The following is a 16,556-nucleotide window of genomic DNA, read 5'->3' on the forward strand; positions in this document are numbered from 1 at the left end:
CCTCCGTCTGGACTATTCCTTGAGTCCGGTGAGGGCCACGCCCTGGACGAAGGCCCGCTGCAGAACAAGGTAGACGACCACCATGGGAAAGACCATGATCGTCGCGGCGGCCATCTGCACGGGCCACGAATCCACGTACAGCCCAGCCGAGAGGTCCGCGAGCGCGAGCGGAAGTGTTTTCGACCGCTCGGAGTCGACGACGATCAGCGGCCAGAAGAAGTTGTTCCAACTGAAGACGAACGTGAAGATGCCCAGCTCGCTCATGGCGGGCCAGACCGTCGGGCGTACGACGTGCCAGAACAGGTCGAACTCGGACATGCCGTCGAGCCGACCTGCTTCGAGCAGCGAATCCGGTACGGTGAGCGTCGCCTGGCGCATATAAAAGATCCCGAACCCCGACGCGAGAAACGGCACGACCAGCGCCTGCACGCTGTCCACGTACCCCAGCCAGGTGCAGAGCAGGTACGCGAAGATGAAGTAGACCTGCACGGGCACCATCATGGTCGCCATCGCGACGCCGAGCAGCGCGCGACGGCCACGGAATCGGAGTTTCGCGAAGGCGTAGCCTGCAAGGGCGTTGTGCGCGACTCCCAGCACGGTCGTCAGCACGGCGGCAAGCGTCGAGTTCAGGTAGTACCGCTCGAGGCGGGCCGACTCGAACGCCCTCGCGTAGTTCGCCCACTGCGGCGCATCGGGTAGCAGGGTGGCGAACGTCGGCGACGCCCCGGCCTCGGCCTCGGTCTTGAGCGACGTGACGACCATCCAGAGCAGCGGCAGAGCCATCGTGGCCACCCCCGCGTAAACGAGCGTGTGCACGAGCAGCACGATCGGCATCGGCGGGCGGTGGTGGCGCGCGGCCCGGCGCACGCTACACCCCCCTCCCGCGCACGCCGTACCACGCCAGTTGCGCCAGTGTCGCCAGGATGGTGATCGTAAAGATGACGACGCCGACAGCGGATGCGTAGCCGAGCTGACCGTAGCTGAACTGGCGGTAGACGTACAGGTTCAGCACGTTGGTGCGGTCGCTCTCGACCTGGCCGGTCATCACGAAGACAATGTCAAAGACCTGCAGCGCGCCGATGACGCCCGTGATGAGGAGAAAAGCCGTCGTCGGCGCGACCTGCGGCCAGGTCACGTGCCGCACGACGGACCACCCGCTTGCGCCGTCCACTTCCGCGGCCTCGTACAACGAGCGGCTGATCGACCCGAGCGAGGCGAGGTACAGCACCATGCAGAAGCCCACGCCGCGCCAGACCGAGACCAGCACGATCGACGCCATCGGCCACCATCCGTCGTTGAGCCAGTCCGGCGGGCGCTCCACGCCGAAGCCCCGCAGCGTCCAGTTCACCAGTCCCGCCTCGGGGTCGAGCAGCCAGCGCCAGATGAAGCCGATGGCGACGATCGAGAGAATCGTGGGCAGGAAGTATGCCGTGCGCGCCGCCGTCCTGCCGACGAACCAGCGTGCGTGCACGGCGACGGCGAGCAGGAACCCGATGACGACCGTCGGCGGCACGCTGAGGGCGACGAACAGCAGCGTGTTCCGCAACGCGGGCCGGAACTTCGCGTCCGTCCACAGGTCCGCGAAGTTGTGCAGACCGACGAACCGCGGCGTGCCCCCGCCGTCCCAAGCGAACAGGCTCAGCCCCAGCCCGGCGACGGTCGGCGCAAGCGTGAACAGGAACAGCGCAGCGAGAGGGAAGGCGATGAAGCCGTAGGCCGCGCTGGAGGAGCGGTGGCGCATTCTCCTTTCCACCATATACCACCTCGACATGGGGCTCTCAGCGCGGCAGCCGCTCGTTCAGCCCCGCCAGCGACGGCACGCTCGCCGCCGGGGACTGGTACCAGAACGCGGTCGAGGCGATGTCGTCGGTCAACGGCTGGTACCGACCGCTGGGCCACCACCCGAGGGCCTGCACCGTCACACGCAGGTCGCGATCAAACCGCACCGGGTCAGGGACGTGCCAGCGGTACAGCCCGTGCGAGGGTGGGCGCGGCCCAACACGAGGCGTCGCCTCATAGACCGCCTGCGGGTACCCGAGGAACGCCGTGGAGTAGGTCGTCGGCCGCAGGTCCGCAGCGTGGTCCATGACAAACCCCCATGCGCCACCGAAGTAGTCCTCGGTGCCCGTGCCGCAGATGGTCGGGCCCTCGGGTGCGTCGCCGTCAATGAAGAACTTGACCTCGCCCTCACCCCACCAGCCGGTGGAGAGCTGATTCCAGACGAGGTAGGTGCCGACGTAGTGTCCCCGTCCGCGCACTCCGTCGAGAATCACGTGCTCCGGCCGCTCGCGGGTGGTCAGCGCACGCCGCCAGCAGGCGTGCAGGTATGCCGCGTCGTCCGGAACAGGCTCCAGGGTGTAGTCGATCTGGTAGAAGAACTCGCTGATGCGTTCGCGGCCGTCGTTCGTCACCTCGACGCGCACGCCCTTGCGGAAGGGCATCGGCCAGTAGGAGTTCATCCCCCCCTTGGGGTTCACCGCCACAGGGAGCGAGTTCACGAGCGCGGCCCCGTCCAGCCCGTTGGCGAAGAAGTCGCCGAGAGGCACGTCGATCGAGGGCAGCTCGCTGTCGTCGTAATAAACGCGCAGCCGCACCCAGCGGTGCACGGCGTGCAGCACCGTGCACCAGACGTGGCGGATCACGCCCGGTCCCTCTATCTCAGCGAGCGTCAGCGTCTGCCCCGGCTCGAAGTTCCGCAGGCAGGGCCGGATCTTCCAGCCTCGGCCAAGGTCGCGCCCCGCCTCCGAGCAGTGGGGGTCATCGCCTGGAGCGACGTGTGCGCCCGCACCCTTTCCGCCTGTCGGATTCTCCGCCGAGATCGACCTGCTCCTCGCCGACGAGAGCATGGCCAGGGCCAGCCCGCCGAACCACGATCCGTTCATCCGTTCGCCTCCGGTCGCGGTCGCTGCCGCGGGCGGATTCTGACGCGGGGAAGCTGCTTCCGCAACCGCTCACCGGAACCAGAGGAGCCGGAGGGAGTTGACGACGACGAGGATGGTGCCGCCTTCGTGGGCGAGGACGCCGACCGACAGCGGCACCTGAAGCCCGGTTCGTGAACCGATCAGCGTGACCAGCCCCATGACCACGATGACGGAGAGGGCGAAGGCGATGTTCGTCTTCACCGTCGTTCGCGTGCGGCGAGCCAGGCGGATCGCCCACGGCACCCGTTCGAGGTCTTCGCCCAGCAGCACGATGTCCGCCGACTCCATCGCTGCGTCCGAGCCGATGGAGCCGATGGCGATCGAGACGTCGGCCGCGGCGAGGGCTGGGGCGTCGTTCACGCCGTCACCGATGACAGCGACGGCGAGTTCGCGTCCCTGATCGCGTGCTTCGAGCTTCGTCGTCTCCACCGCTGCTACCTTGTCCTCCGGAAGCAGCGAGGCGTCCCACCGATCGATGCCGAGCTCGTTGGCTACGCGCTCGGCCACGATCCGGTCGTCGCCGGTGAGCATTCGTACGGGGCGGATGTTCAGGGTGTGCAGGCGATCGACAAGGCCTTTCGCCCCTGGTCGAACTTCGTCGCGCAACAGGATGACGCCGGCGCGTCCCCCAACAGCCACGACCACGCCGAGCATCCCCGCCGTGCGGGCGTTGTCGAGGATCGACCGGATCTTCGCAGCATCGTTCTCCGACAGCAGCCCCTCCATGTGGGCGAGGCTACCAACGCGGGCTTCGTGCCCGTTGATTCTCCCGGTCATGCCGCGTCCAATGACCGCCCGAGGCTCGTCCGCTCGCGGGAGCGTGATACCTTCGGTCTGGGCGGCGGAAACGATCGCCGAGGCCGTCGGATGAGTTGAGTCGGCTTCGAGCGCCGCTGCCGTGCCGAGCGCGCTCTCCCGGTCCAGCCCGTCGAGCGTCACAACGTCCGTTACGGTCGGGCGTCCGCGTGTGAGCGTGCCGGTCTTGTCGAAGCAGACCGCGCCGGTGCGGCTGAGGCGATCGATCGATTCGCCGCCCTTGAACAGGACGCCCGCTCTCGCCCCGCGCGCGATCGCCGCGAGTGTCGCCGTGGGCGTCGAGATCACGAGGGCGCACGGCGACGCCACGATAAGCAACGTGACGGCGACATACGCGGCGCGGGCAGGCGCGTCGCCGAAGCCGAGCCACCATACGACGAATACGCAGAGGCTCGTCGTGATGACGCCGAGCGTGTAGGGCTGCCCGATGCGGTCGATCACACGCTGCAGCGGCTCACGCTGCTCGCGGGCAACGGTGACCAGTTCCAGCACTCGCCGCAGGCTGGACTCTGCGACGGGCCTCTCGACTTCGGCGACCAGCACGCCCTCGCCGTTGATCGTGCCGGTGAACACCTCGTCGCCCACGCCGACGGAGCGAGGCACGCTCTCGCCGGTGAGCAGGGACTCGTCGACGGCGGACGATCCCTCGACAATGCGGGCGTCGGCCGGCACGCGGTCGCCCGGTCGGATGCGGACGCGATCGCCGGGGTGCAGCGACTCCGGCTCGCACGCCTGCCAGGCGCCGTCGCGCCACACGAGGGCTTCGGTCGGCATGAGCGCGTGCAGCGCCTCGATCTCGCGCCGGGTCCGCTGCATGGCCAGTTTCTCCAGCGCGCCGGCGAGCACGAACAGGAAGAGCAGCAACGCCCCCTCTTCCGGGTGCCCTATCCCGGCCGCAAGCCCCGCGCCGAGGACCATGAGCACGTCGATATCCACTCGCTGGTCCGACAGCGCGACGATCGCTGCTCGCACGCCGTAGACCATGCCGATGGCGAGGCTCGTCCACGCAAGCACGACGGCATCCGCGTAGCCACCGAGGTGTTCGCCCGCCACGGCCCCGCCGAGCAGCGTCCCGGCGACAATCGATGCCCACAGTTCCACACGCGGTTGCCAAAGCCACGCGGCCGCCGAGGTCCGCGTACTCGGAGCAACCCGGGTGGCCCGCTCGATCGCGGTCGCGTCGGTCTGCATGGCGGACACGATACCGCTCCGTCCATAAAAGTCGATTGATACCAAATCTCAGTTGCGGCCTAGGATTCAGCTGATCGCAGGATCGCCTGTATCGTGGCGGTTCGTCCCGTGTGAAGGAGGCTGACCGTGCGGCATCGATCGCTTCCCGTGGCTGCCCTCGCGGCCGTTCTTCTTGTTCCCGTCGGCACAGCGAGTGCGCAGACGCGCGGCTCTCAGCGTCAGCAACCCGCGCAGCAGGTGAATGCTTCCGATCCCGGACCGGCGGCGTGGCGTGATCGCGGCGATCCTCCCTCGCGCCGTCACTGGGACACACTCGAAGGCAAGCCCGCTTCGTCCCTCGACGGCCTGACCACGTGGATCAACACCGACGCTCGCTCGTGGGCCGACCTGCGCGGCAAGGTCGTGCTCCTCGACTACTGGGCGACCTGGTGCGGCCCATGCCGCGCTGCGCTGCCGAAACTGCGCGAGCTGCACGCGAAGTACGAGGACCGCGGCCTGGTCATCCTCGGCGTACACTCCGCCCGCGGTTGGGAGCAGATGGACCCCTTCGTCCAGAAGGAGCAACTCCCGTGGGCGTTCGCCGCGGACCCTCAGCGGAAACTCTCCTCCCAACTCGACGTCAAGTTCATTCCCAGTTACTTTGTGATCGACCGCAACGGCGTCATGCGCGTCGCCGGTGCGGACCGGAACAAGCTGGAGGAGATCGTCAATGCTCTCCTCTCCGAGCCGTACGACGCACCGGGGGCGCGGACGATCGAAGGCGGTTGGCCCGCCCCGGCCGAGAAGAAGTTGTACGGTCAGGACTTCCGCGGCAAGCCCGCGCCGGACTTCGTGGTCGAGGAGTGGTTGACGAACCAGCCCGACACGAAGGAGAAGGTCGTCATCATCGACTTCTGGGCGACGTGGTGCGGCCCGTGCCGGAAGGCCATCCCTGAACTCAACGAGATCCAGGCGAAGTTCCGCCACGACGTGGTCGTGATCGGCGTAAGCGACGAGACAGCCGAGAAAGTCCGCGAGTTCATGGCATCGAACGACATGTACTACCCGCAGGCGATCGACACGCAGAAGCGCATGTCCAACGCCGTCGGCGTCGAGGGCATCCCGCACGTGCTGGTCATCAGCAGCGACGGTGTTGTGCGTTGGCAGGGCTATCCGCTCGATACGAGCGACCCGCTGACGCATGAGATCGTGGAACAGATCGTCACTGCTGACCCGGGCGTGCAGGCGCGGCGGGCACGCAGGTCGGGCGGGGGCTGATCAGCATGGGAATGCCGGCCGCCCGCGGGGGGAGCGAGCGACCGGCCGAGAGTGACTTCAATCGCCCCGGCCGGCCTTTCGACCTGCCGGGGGTGGGTGCGCCCGGCATGCGATCACGCGCAGCCGGCGTTGTAGAGGTTCAGGAAGGCGATCGCGTCGAGCGAGTTGATGACTGTGTCGCCGTTGACGTCGGCGGACGGATCACCGCTCGTGTAGGCGTTCAGGAAGGCGAGCACGTCCAGCGAGTTGACCACCGTGTCGCCGTTGAAGTCCGCGGGGCAGGGCGGAGCGGCCGCGTTCAACAGGACAGTGACGGAGTTGCTGTCACGGTTGCTGACGGCGATATCCGGCGTGCCGTTGCCGGTGAGATCGTGCATGGCGAGGTGCTGCGGCGTCGCACCGACGGCGAGTTGCATCGACGCTCCGAACGCGCCCGTGCCGTTGTTCGCGAGCAGCGAAACATTGGCGGAGTCCTGGTTCACGGTTGCCAGGTCAGCGTCGCCGTCGCTGTCGAGGTCGCCCACGGCGATGGAAACGGGGTTCGCCCCGCCGATGGCGTAGTTGGCGGGGCCTGTCAGGCCGCCTGCGGTGTTGACGAACACGCTCGCGAAGTTCAGGCCGTTGCCCGAGGTAGCGGCGGCGAGGTCGGTGTGGCCATCGCCTGTGAGGTCGCTCGCGACGAGGCCGTCAGGGCGGAGCTGCGCCCCGACGGAGAGGGTGGCGGCGAGCGTCAGCCCGCCCGTGCCGTTGTTGGCGAAGATACCGATCGTGCGGTCGTCATGGTTGGCGACGGCGGCGTCCGAGTCCCCGTCGCGGTCGAAGTCGCCGAGGGCGACGGATCGCGGGTCCGCGCCGACCGCCACGGTGGACGTCGTGAAGGAACCCGTCCCGTCGTTGAGCAGCACGGTCATCGAGTCGTCGCCCCGGTTGATGACGGCCATGTCGAGGTCGCCGTCGCCGTCAAGGTCGCCCGTGGCGATCCATCGAGGCTCGTCGCCGACGGTCGTGTTGCTTCCTGCCGAGAACGTCCCGCCGGTGTTGACGAGCACGCGCACGACGCCGATGTTCTTGAGCGCGACAGCCACGTCGAAGTCGCCGTCCCCGTCGAAGTCGCCGACGGCGACGAAGCCGGGTCCGGTGCCGCCCCCGGTGAGGACGTTCACCGGTGCAGCGAAGGTGCCGTCGCCGTTGTTGAAGAGGAACGACACCTTGTTCGGGGTCTCGGTGGCGACGGCGAGGTCGGCGAAGCCGTCGCCGTTGAAGTCGGCCGCGGCCACACCGTCGGGGCGCTCGGGGGCTGGGTAGCCGATGCCTGCATTGAAACTGAACTGGGCGATCGCGCCCTGCACGAGCGCGCCGACGATCGCCGCGCCGAGCGCGGTCCTCTGAGCGTTCATCTGGAACCTCCTGCCAATCGGTGGATGAGTCGCGGCCACGATGCCGCCGCAGCCTTGCTATGCAGCGCGTGTGCCAGCGGTACAACGCCGCTTCCGATGAATGCGGGATGGTTTTCGTTGACGGGTTGATGCGGGTTGGCCAGGTCTGGCGGCCGTCGCGGCCAGTGCGGTACGTTCGGTCAACCCTGGACCCACTCGTTCAGGAACGCGATGAAGTCGAGTGTGTTCACGACCTGGTTCAGGTCGAAGTCGGCGGCCGGATCGCCCGCCACCCAGGCGTTCAGGAACGCGATGAAGTCCAGCGTGTTGACGACGCCGTTGCCGTCGAAGTCCGCCGGCTTGCCGTACACGCGGAAGTCGTCAAGATTGACGACCGTGTCCCCGTTGAGGTCGTAGAGGCTGAAGTTCGGGCCTGGGTCCACGATGACCACCCGGCCGTTGACCATACCGTCGGCGTCCTGCGCTCCGCCGTCCAGGTCGTAGACGGCTTCGCGGAGCAGCGTCTTGTCCGCGGCCGTGGCGTAGCCGTTAGCGTTCAAATCGCCGAGGCACTCTCCCATCCCCGAATCAGTCCAGACGAAGGTTGCGCCCGCCTGCTGCTCCGCGTACGGCATCCCGAAGAGCGCGCTCACGGCCCATTCCGTCGGGTCGAGATAATCGAACGGGTCACGCCCCTTCCAGCCCTTGATGAGTTCCCAGACAGGCTCGCTCAGCCCGCCGGCGTCCGCGCCGTCGATAACGTCCGAGAGCGCCTCGACGATGCTCACGTGATCACCGACGTTGTAGTTGATCGGCTGCTCCGGCTGACCTGTCAGCATGGCCGCGCCGGTCATGTCGAGCGCGAAGACCAGCGTGATGGTTGTTTCATCGGCGTGTGTGTCGTGTGAAAACCGCACGTTGACGTAAGGGTCATAGGTGCCGAACCCGCTCCCGCCCCACGCGGAACTCGCTTCCTGATACCCGTTCGTGCGCTGGAACAGCCGGCCGCGCACGATCCATGACTCGCCCTCATCAAAGACACCGTTGCCGTTACCCCCTTCGCTGACGACGGTCAGTCCCCAGCACCCGCAGAAGACCAGCGCGAAGTCCGCGCCGGTCCGCTCGTATTGCGGCGGCGTGCCGAAGTTCCAGTCGTAGTCGAACGCGGATGTCGCGACTCTTTCGGAGATCGAGCCGTAGGGCAGCCGCCCGAATCGGGCCACGTTCGCGAGGTACCGCGATCTCGCCGCGGAGCCGAGTTCACCGCCCGTGTTCTTCGAGTCCACGTCGATGTCGAGGTAGCCGATGACGGGGCTTGGGCCGTGCCGGAAGGGGTCGTAGGGTTGCCCGTAGAACCCCAGCGGCCCGGGCGGGTTGACAACTCCGGCGAAGACCAGGTCCAGTTTGAACAGGTGCGCGTCGTCCGGATCGACCGTGTTCCCCGTGTACGGATCGGCCACGGGGTCCGTAGGCTGCCAGGCGCACAGGCTCACCCGCACCACGTCGGGCAACGTCGCGCCGGGCATGATCGGGCCGTCGTTACCCGGATCGGTGCGGCGGATCACGGCGTCGCCGCGCGGATCGACCCACGTGGCGCAGTCTCTGCTGAGCGTGAGGGCATCGGCGGAGAGGCCGCACGCGACAGCCAGCACGCCCGCGCTCCAGGCACTTCGCCTCATCGCGTCAACTCCTGCACGAGCTCGTGGAGGTTGTAGCGTTCGATCCGGTAGCGCAGGCTGCTCCGCTGCATGGAGATAAGCCTTGCGGCACGCGACACGTTGCCCCGCGTGCGAGCCAGAGCCTGAATGATGAGCTGCTTCTCAACTTCTTCGGCGGTGTGAACGCCGTTGTCGAAGTCGAACACGAGACCACCCTGCTTCGGTGCGGCAGGCTGAGTCGGGATCGGCCTTGCCTTGAGCGGCCCGACACGCACGCCGGCCAGTCCCAGCGTGGCGGGTCCGATCTCGTCGCCTTCGCACAGCAGCACGGCCCGCTGCACGGAGTTGATCAGTTCGCGCACGTTGCCCGGCCAGCCGTGCCCGCGCACCGCGGTCTCGGCCTCCGAGGAAAGCCGTGTTCCAGCGCGACCGAACTGCCTCCCGAACCGCGCCGCCATCTCGCGAGCGATCAGCACCGCGTCCTCGCCTCGCTCGCGCAGCGTGGGGATGGTCACGGTGAAGGCGTTGAGCCGATAGAAGAGGTCGCGTCTGAACTCGCCGCGCTCGACGCGATCGGCGAGGTTGAGATTGGTCGCGGCGATCACGCGCGCCCTGACCCTGCGCGGCTTGGAGCCGCCGACGCGCCGGAACGCCCCTTCTTCGAGCACCGTCAACAGCTTCGCCTGCAGGTCCGCGGGCATGTCGCCGATCTCGTCGAGGAAGATCGTGCCGCCGTCCGCCATCTCGAAGAGCCCCTCGCGTGCCGTCTTCGCATCGGTGAAGGCCCCACGTTCGTGTCCGAACAACTCCGACTCGACGAGATTCGCCGGCAGCGCGGTGCAGTTGACGTGCACGAATGGAGCGTCCGGCGACTCGGACGAGCGATGCACGTGCCGCGCGAGCAGTCCCTTCCCCGTCCCCGTTTCGCCGAGCAGGAGCACCGTCGGCAGCGAGACGCCCTCGGCTTTCGGGAGCGGCAGCTTTGCCAGCCGTTCTGCCAGCCGTACCGTCTCGCGCCACGCAGGGCTTTCGCCGAGCAGTTCTCGCTGGGCCTCGCGGGTGGATTCGAGCCGCTGGTACAGCCTCAGTCTCGTCTGGACCCGCCTCCCCTCGAGCAGGCGTTCCAGCAGCAGGCCGAGTTCTTCGAGGCTCACGGGCTTGAGAAGGTAGTCATCCGCCCCCTGCTTCATGGCCGTGACCGCGCCCTCGACGCTGCCGTACCCCGTGACGACGACGATCGCGCCTTCGAATCCTCGCTCACGCACCTGTTTGACGACGGAAAGCCCGTCCGCGCCCGTACCGAGGTTCACGTCCGAGATGAGAGCATCGAACACGCCTTCCTCGACAGCCGCCAGCCCTCCCGCGGCCGTCGCCGATTCGTCGACCTGGTGACCCGCTCTTTCGAGCGCCCGGCGCATGGAGAATCTCAGGTTTTCCTCGTCCTCAATGATCAGCACCCTCGCCATGGTCTGGTCCTGTCTGGCCACCACTGGCCGTACCTGCCGCCACTCCGAGCGGCAACCTGAGCGTGAACACGGCCCCCGGTCCGTTCCAGCCCGCCGCTCCCGACCCATCGGGGCGGTTCTCGACCCAGACACGCCCGCCGTGCTGTCCAACGACACGCCTGACACTGGCAAGACCGATGCCAGACCCTCCCGGCTTTGTTGTGAAGTATGGATCGAATATGCGCTCCCGCAACTGATCCGGCACTCCCCCTCCCTCATCCTCGACGATGACACCCCACCACGACCCGTCCGAGAATGCCCGAGCCTGAACGCGACCCCCCGTCGGGGTCGCCTCCAGCGCGTTCGTCAGCACCGCGACGACGGCCTGCTCCAAATGCTCTCGATCGAACACCGCGCTGCCTGGGGCTGCGCTCACGTCGAGTTCGAGCCGAACACCGCGCCCCTGGGCCATCGCGCGGTGCGTCTCGACGACGCTCTCCAGCCAACCCGTGACCTCCCCTTCGACGGGGTGCAGTTCGAGGGGTGTCGTTGCGCTCAGCAGCCCGTTGAGCCACGCCGAGAATCGGTCCACGGTCCGCACGATACGAGCCTGGTGGTCACGCACGGGCGAGTCCGAAGGCAGCTCGTCCGCCGAGAGTTCGGCCAGCGATCGGATGCCGCCGAGCGGGTTCCGGATGTTGTGGGCGACACTCCGCGCCATCTCGCCCACCGCGGCCAGCCGCTCACGCTCGATCCGCTCGGCCTGCATGTTGGCGATCGTCTGTGCCATGTCGTTCACTTCGCGGCTCAGCAGGCCGAGTTCGTCGCGAGCAAGCTCGGGCACACGGTGCTCGAAGTTCCCGCGGGCGATTTCGTCGGCCGCGACCCGCAGCAGCCCGACCGGCTTGAGAACCCAGCGCCGAAAGAGCACGACCGCGAGCCACGCGGAAAGAACAACGACGACCAGCGAAGCTCCGAGCACGAACGACAACCTTCGCCGCAGGTCGGCGCCGTACTCCGCGGCCATCCGCGCGTCCGTGAGCAGCCTGCCCTCGATGCGCTCGATCAACTCGTGCAACTCGTACAGGTTCGTTCTGGCTCGCTCTCTCGCGGCCTCATCGCGGTGATCGAGCCACCTCGCAACCTCGTCGGCGGTCAGTTCGATCCTCGCTCGCAGATTCCTCGTGGTGCTGATGCCGGAGCGCACGACGTACGAACCCCCGGATTCGAGGTGGCCGATCTCGCGCTGCACGCGGTCAAGGAACGCCGCGAAGCGCTTCTGTACCTCGTTCGGGTCGGGGGGAGCGAACTCCTCCTCAGACTCACTCCCTTCCAGGACAGGGAGGTCGAGCATCTCGGCCAGATCCCAGAGCGAACGCTTGACGCGGCTCATCCCGGTCAGTACGCGCGTCAAGCCCTCGATCGGCTCGCGCTGCTCGCGGTCGAGCATGTTCACGACCCACACGGCAGCGCCCAGATTCGCGGCCACGGTCAGCCCCAGCAGGACCAGCAGCACCGCGAACTTTCGTTGCAGCGTCATGGCGGAGTGCGGCTAGCGGATGGGCTGGTAGCCCCAGCGCCAGCCGTCCTCGTCCAACGGTCGGCGCGACGACTCCACCCGTCCGTCCATGAACGCGAAGTTCGCCGATCCGTTGTGCCGTAGCCCGGGGAACCAGTACGCGTCGCCGGCGTACGGGCCTTGGCTGTCCAGCGAGGGCGCGGAGAACACCGGCTCGACCCCCTTCTGTGCCGCGAGCGCGCCGTCCACGTCCCACGCCAGCGGGACGTCCGTCTGCGACAGGATGTCCTGCGTCAGCATCACGTACACCGCTTTCACCTTGCCATCCCCGCTCACGACCTCTGCCCGGTGCAGCCGTGAGTTGAAGCCGAACGAGACGTGCTCGGAAGGCGAGATCGCGCCGGGCTTTCCGCACGGCAGATCCCGGCGCAGCGTCAGAGGCCCCTTGACCTCAGAACACCGCATCGGGTCGTAGCGTGACTCGTCAGGCACGGTGTGCGTCTCTTCACCTTCCCAGCGCCAGAACTCGTCGATGCCGTACTGGCTCTCCTGGAACGTGCTCAGCCGGAATCGGTTGCCCAAGGCCGCGTCGTCGCCCCGGTCGCCGTGCAGCGTGTCATCGGCGAAGACTGTGAAATCGAAGGCGACACTGCGCAGCGACATCTGGCATCGGAATCCGCGCGCCGACTTCATCGACATTGCCAGCCCGGGCACGACCAGCCCGAGCAGCACCGCCACGATTGCGACGCTGACCAGGAGCTCAAGCAGCGTGAAGGCCCGCGGCGTGCGCACGACAACGGCCGCGCCGACGCGACGCCCGCCCACGCGATGGCCTCTTCGATGCATCACGAACGCCCAGCCCGATCGGGCCACTCCTCGCCCGGCCCCGAAATCCGGACCCCACCAGTGTAGCAATCGTCCCCTCCCGCACAAGCCCCTTCCAACAGCCACATGGCCCCGCCCGGATTCGAACCGGGGACCGAGCGATTATGAGTCGCCTGCTCTAACCGCTGAGCTACAGGGCCTTTGGGGCATCATACCGAGCCGGGGGCGCGGTTCGCGAAAGCGGCGGCAGGGTGGGGAGATCGAGGATGCCCGCTGACCGAGTGAGTTACCGGATCGCCAGCATCTCGCGGTACTTGGGGAGCGTCCAGAGGTCGTCCGCGATGTGCATCTCGAGTTCGTCGCCCAGTTCACGCAGGTCCGTCATGGCCGGACGGACCGCATGCTTGATGTGCTCGGCGTGCTTGTCCGGGTTGGACGATTCATGCCGGAGCGCCGCCTCGACACGGCCGATCGCCGCCCTGAACCGCGTCACGAGGTCCGCGAAGTCCTCCAGGGCCGCCCGAGCGTCGCCGGCGTCCACGTCCGCGGCCTCGGTTGCGGCGACCGTCTCCGCGATCTCCGCCTGCTGGCGGAGAGCCGCCGGCAGGATCATCGTCCGAGCCATGGACACCATCGTCTCGGCCTCGATGGTGACCTGCTTGACGTACTTCTCGACGAAGATGTGCGCGCGGCTCTCCAGTTCGGCCTTGCTCAGCACCTTGTGCCGCTTGAAGAGGTCGGCCGCCTTCTTCGACTTCAGCACGGGCAGCGCATCCACGGTGTCGCGCAGGTTTGGCAACCCTCGCTTCTCCGCCTCGGCGTGCCATGCGGTGTCGTACCCGTCGCCATTGAAGATCACGCGGCGGTGCTCCTTGACCACGCCCTGGAGCACCTTCCACACCGAGGTTTCCAGCTTCTGCGGGGTCGGGTTCGCGCCCGCTGCCTTCTCGAGTTCGTCCGCGATGTCGTGGAGCGAATCCGTGACGATCGCGTTCAACACCGTCGTCGGCCATGCGACGCTCGCCGACGAGCCCACGGCACGGAACTCGAACTTGTTCCCCGTGAACGCGAACGGCGAGGTCCGGTTGCGGTCGCCGGTGTGCCGGGGAATCTGCGGCAGCGTAGCGGCGCCGAGGTCGAGTTTCCCGCCGCGCATGGTCTTCTTCGGCGCGCCCGCGGCCAGCTGCTCGATGATGTCCGTGAGCATGTCGCCCAGGAAGATCGAGATGATCGCCGGGGGCGCTTCGTTCGCCCCCAGGCGGTGATCGTTGCCCGCGCTCGCGACCGAGGCCCGCAGCAGGTCCGCGTGGAGGTCTACGGCGCGGATCACCGCGCACAGGAACGTCAGAAACTCCATGTTCGAGTGCGTGTCGTCCTGCGGGTCGAGGAGGTTCTCGCCCGTGTCGGTCGCCATCGACCAGTTCAGGTGCTTGCCCGAGCCGTTGATGCCCGCGAACGGCTTTTCGGCGAGCACGCACCGCAGTCCGTAGCGCGGCGCGACTCGCTTGAGCGTTTCCATGACGATCATCTGGTGATCGCAGGCCACGTTCGCCGTCTCGTAGTGCGCCGCCAGTTCAAACTGCCCCGGCGCGACCTCGTTGTGCCGCGTCTTCACCGGCACGCCCAGCCGATACAACTCACGCTCGCACTCGGCCATGAACGCGAGCACGCGGGGCGGGATCGATCCGAAGTAATGGTCCTCCAGCTGCTGCCCCTTGGGGGGCCTCGCGCCGAAGAGCGTCCTGTCGCAGGTCGAGAGGTCCGGGCGCGAGTAGAAGAGCGACTGATCGACCAGGAAGTACTCCTGCTCCGCGCCGACCGTCGCGTACACGCGGCGCACGCCGGTGTCGCTGCCGAAGATGCGCAGCACGCGCAAGGCGGCGGCGGAGAGCGCGTCCATCGAGCGAAGCAGGGGCGTCTTCTTGTCGAGCGCTTCGCCGTTCCACGACACGAACGCCGTGGGGATGCACAGTGTCGCGTAGTTCGGGCCGCGCATCAGGAAGACAGGGCTGGTCGCGTCCCATGCGGTGTAGCCGCGGGCCTCGAACGTCGCCCGCAGGCCGCCCGACGGAAAACTCGACGCGTCCGGCTCGCCCTGCACGAGCATCGTGCCGGTGAACTCGCTGATCGCGCCGCCGTGACCGTCCGGCGTGAGGAACGTGTCGTGCTTCTCCGCCGTCAGCCCGGTGAGCGGCTGGAACCAGTGCGTGTAGTGCGTTGCGCCGTTCTCGACGGCCCAGTCCTTCATGGCCGCGGCGATGACGTCCGCGACCTCGATCTCGAGCGGATCGCCGTGGTGGATCGTGCGGAGCAGGCGACGGAACACGTCCTTCGGCAGGCGCTGCTGCATGACGCGCTCGGTGAACACGTCGCAGGAGAAGGTCGCTTCCACGTCCTCCCATCGCGTCATGACAGTGCCCTCCGTGCCGTTGCGCGCCATCGTGCCGACGTATGCCGTGCGCGCACCGTTGCCGTTCAGCTCTCGCCGCGTCATGCTCGCCGCTCCTCGCAACCCTTTGGATGCGCGTCTCCGACGCGCATCCGTGCGAAGTCGGGCCCCCGTCGGACCCGACGCGGGGATTGTTGCATCCCCGGCGGACTTCGCAAGCCCGGCGGCCATTCCTCCACAAGATTTCGTGTCTCGGTCAGCCGGCCCCATCAACCCCGCGTGTCGTGCAGGCCCGAGGCCAGTTCGCGGGTGAACGCGCCGGCGGCTTCCACGGCATCCTGCCCGGACTCAACGGCCTGCTCGATGCGGCGGACCAATGCGCTCCCGACGATGGCGGCATCCGCGTGGGTCACGACCGCCCGAACATGGGCCGTCTTGGAAATGCCGAACCCGCAGGCGATGGGCAGATCGGTCGAACGCCGCAGGCTGGCGACGCGCTCCGCCACGTCCGGGGCGTCGTCGCGCTCTCCGGTAATCCCCGTCCTGGCAAGCAGGTAGACGAAGCCGGTCGAACTCCTCGCGAGCGCGGAGGCTCGGTCTCGAGGCGTCGTCGGCGCGACCAGGTACGAGAACGTCAATCCAAGCTCCCCGCAGCGGTCCCGAAAGGCTCCGCCCTCTTCCAGCGGCAGATCTGGCACGATCATCCCGTCGAACCCGGCTTCCTTGGCTCGATCGAGAAACCCGTCGTGCCCTCCGAGGCGTTGCACGATCGAAACACTGACCATCGCGACAAGACCCATTCCGATCGAATCCCGAACGGAACGGACTTCAGCGAAGATGCTGGCCGGGGTGGCTCCCGCCTGGATCGCGTCGTGCATGGCACCCGCAATGACGGGTCCGTCGGCAATCGGATCGGAGAACGGGATGCCGATCTCGACAATCGAGGCCCCATTCGTCTCGAGCGCGGCGAGCAGCGGTCCCGTCATGCCCGGCCGGGGAAATCCCCCGCACAGAAAGGGCATCAGCAAGCGCGTGTTCTTGGCGTGCGCGTCGCTGAATGCCGTCTCGATTCGGTTCATGGTCGATCAGCGTAGTGACCTCTCAGGGCATGGGTCGAGCGTGGAAAGAAGCCCTTGCATCTTGACGGGGGGTGTCCTCC

12 protein-coding genes and 1 tRNA gene are annotated in these 16,556 nt (G+C 67.5%); 1 reads left to right on the plus strand and 12 read right to left on the minus strand.

Features of this window, described 5'->3' with window-relative positions:
- Positions 1-12 precede the first annotated feature (12 nt).
- From FBT69_11565 to FBT69_11580, 4 genes are all read right to left on the minus strand, one after another.
- Positions 13-867: a carbohydrate ABC transporter permease gene (locus FBT69_11565; protein MDL1905430.1), complete on the minus strand. Its 855-nt coding sequence runs from the start codon at positions 865-867 to the stop codon at positions 13-15.
- A gap of 1 nt (position 868) precedes the next feature.
- Positions 869-1,771, minus strand: coding sequence for a sugar ABC transporter permease (locus tag FBT69_11570; GenBank protein MDL1905431.1), 903 nt, complete (start codon positions 1,769-1,771; stop codon positions 869-871).
- A 7-nt stretch (positions 1,772-1,778) separates the two neighbouring features.
- Entirely contained in the window at positions 1,779-2,882 is a 1,104-nt protein-coding gene (locus FBT69_11575) for a DUF2961 domain-containing protein (GenBank protein MDL1905432.1), read from the minus strand.
- 69 nt (positions 2,883-2,951) lie between these two features.
- A complete protein-coding gene (locus FBT69_11580; protein MDL1905433.1) occupies positions 2,952-4,928 on the minus strand; it encodes a cation-translocating P-type ATPase in 1,977 nt (658 codons plus the stop codon).
- Between the two features lie 126 nt (positions 4,929-5,054).
- Between FBT69_11580 and FBT69_11585 the strand changes: the two genes are divergently transcribed.
- Positions 5,055-6,185: a TlpA family protein disulfide reductase gene (locus tag FBT69_11585; protein MDL1905434.1), complete on the plus strand. Its 1,131-nt coding sequence runs from the start codon at positions 5,055-5,057 to the stop codon at positions 6,183-6,185.
- 113 nt (positions 6,186-6,298) lie between these two features.
- On the opposite strand, the gene FBT69_11590 is transcribed toward FBT69_11585, so the two are convergent.
- The 8 genes from FBT69_11590 to FBT69_11625 all read right to left on the minus strand — a co-directional run bounded on the left by FBT69_11590 (position 6,299) and on the right by FBT69_11625 (position 16,476).
- Entirely contained in the window at positions 6,299-7,582 is a 1,284-nt protein-coding gene (locus tag FBT69_11590) for a hypothetical protein (GenBank protein MDL1905435.1), read from the minus strand.
- A gap of 179 nt (positions 7,583-7,761) precedes the next feature.
- On the minus strand, positions 7,762-9,240 hold the full coding sequence (locus FBT69_11595) for a hypothetical protein (protein MDL1905436.1): 1,479 nt from the start codon (positions 9,238-9,240) through the stop codon (positions 7,762-7,764).
- Positions 9,237-10,793 carry a sigma-54-dependent Fis family transcriptional regulator gene (locus FBT69_11600; GenBank protein MDL1905437.1) on the minus strand — a complete coding sequence of 519 codons (1,557 nt, stop codon included), beginning with the start codon at positions 10,791-10,793 and terminating at the stop codon, positions 9,237-9,239. Before FBT69_11600 ends, FBT69_11595 begins: the two co-directional genes overlap by 4 nt.
- Entirely contained in the window at positions 10,663-12,204 is a 1,542-nt protein-coding gene (locus FBT69_11605; GenBank protein ID MDL1905438.1) for a HAMP domain-containing histidine kinase, read from the minus strand. The genes FBT69_11600 and FBT69_11605 overlap by 131 nt, the downstream gene beginning before the upstream one ends.
- A gap of 12 nt (positions 12,205-12,216) precedes the next feature.
- Positions 12,217-13,029 (minus strand): prepilin-type N-terminal cleavage/methylation domain-containing protein, encoded by an 813-nt coding sequence (locus FBT69_11610; protein MDL1905439.1) that lies wholly within the window; start codon positions 13,027-13,029, stop codon positions 12,217-12,219.
- Positions 13,030-13,135: 106 nt separating this feature from the next.
- Positions 13,136-13,208 (minus strand) — tRNA-Met (locus tag FBT69_11615).
- An 86-nt stretch (positions 13,209-13,294) separates the two neighbouring features.
- Complete coding sequence (locus tag FBT69_11620) at positions 13,295-15,448, minus strand: glutamine synthetase type III (GenBank protein ID MDL1905440.1); 2,154 nt, start codon at positions 15,446-15,448, stop codon at positions 13,295-13,297.
- Positions 15,449-15,666: 218 nt separating this feature from the next.
- Positions 15,667-16,476 carry a tryptophan synthase subunit alpha gene (locus tag FBT69_11625; GenBank protein MDL1905441.1) on the minus strand — a complete coding sequence of 270 codons (810 nt, stop codon included), beginning with the start codon at positions 16,474-16,476 and terminating at the stop codon, positions 15,667-15,669.
- Positions 16,477-16,556 lie beyond the last annotated feature (80 nt).

This window comes from Synechococcales cyanobacterium CNB (assembly GCA_030263455.1).
Lineage (GTDB): Bacteria > Planctomycetota > Phycisphaerae > Phycisphaerales > UBA1924 > CAADGN01.

Coding starts and splice junctions, on each gene's coding strand:
- FBT69_11570 (MDL1905431.1), bottom strand. CDS start 1,771: ATGTCGAGGTGGTATATGGTGGAAAGGAGAATGCGCCACCGCTCCTCC.
- FBT69_11575 (MDL1905432.1), bottom strand. CDS start 2,882: ATGAACGGATCGTGGTTCGGCGGGCTGGCCCTGGCCATGCTCTCGTCG.
- FBT69_11580 (MDL1905433.1), bottom strand. CDS start 4,928: ATGCAGACCGACGCGACCGCGATCGAGCGGGCCACCCGGGTTGCTCCG.
- FBT69_11590 (MDL1905435.1), bottom strand. CDS start 7,582: ATGAACGCTCAGAGGACCGCGCTCGGCGCGGCGATCGTCGGCGCGCTC.
- FBT69_11595 (MDL1905436.1), bottom strand. CDS start 9,240: ATGAGGCGAAGTGCCTGGAGCGCGGGCGTGCTGGCTGTCGCGTGCGGC.
- FBT69_11600 (MDL1905437.1), bottom strand. CDS start 10,793: ATGGGTCGGGAGCGGCGGGCTGGAACGGACCGGGGGCCGTGTTCACGC.
- FBT69_11605 (MDL1905438.1), bottom strand. CDS start 12,204: ATGACGCTGCAACGAAAGTTCGCGGTGCTGCTGGTCCTGCTGGGGCTG.
- FBT69_11610 (MDL1905439.1), bottom strand. CDS start 13,029: ATGCATCGAAGAGGCCATCGCGTGGGCGGGCGTCGCGTCGGCGCGGCC.
- FBT69_11620 (MDL1905440.1), bottom strand. CDS start 15,448: ATGGCGCGCAACGGCACGGAGGGCACTGTCATGACGCGATGGGAGGAC.
- FBT69_11625 (MDL1905441.1), bottom strand. CDS start 16,476: ATGAACCGAATCGAGACGGCATTCAGCGACGCGCACGCCAAGAACACG.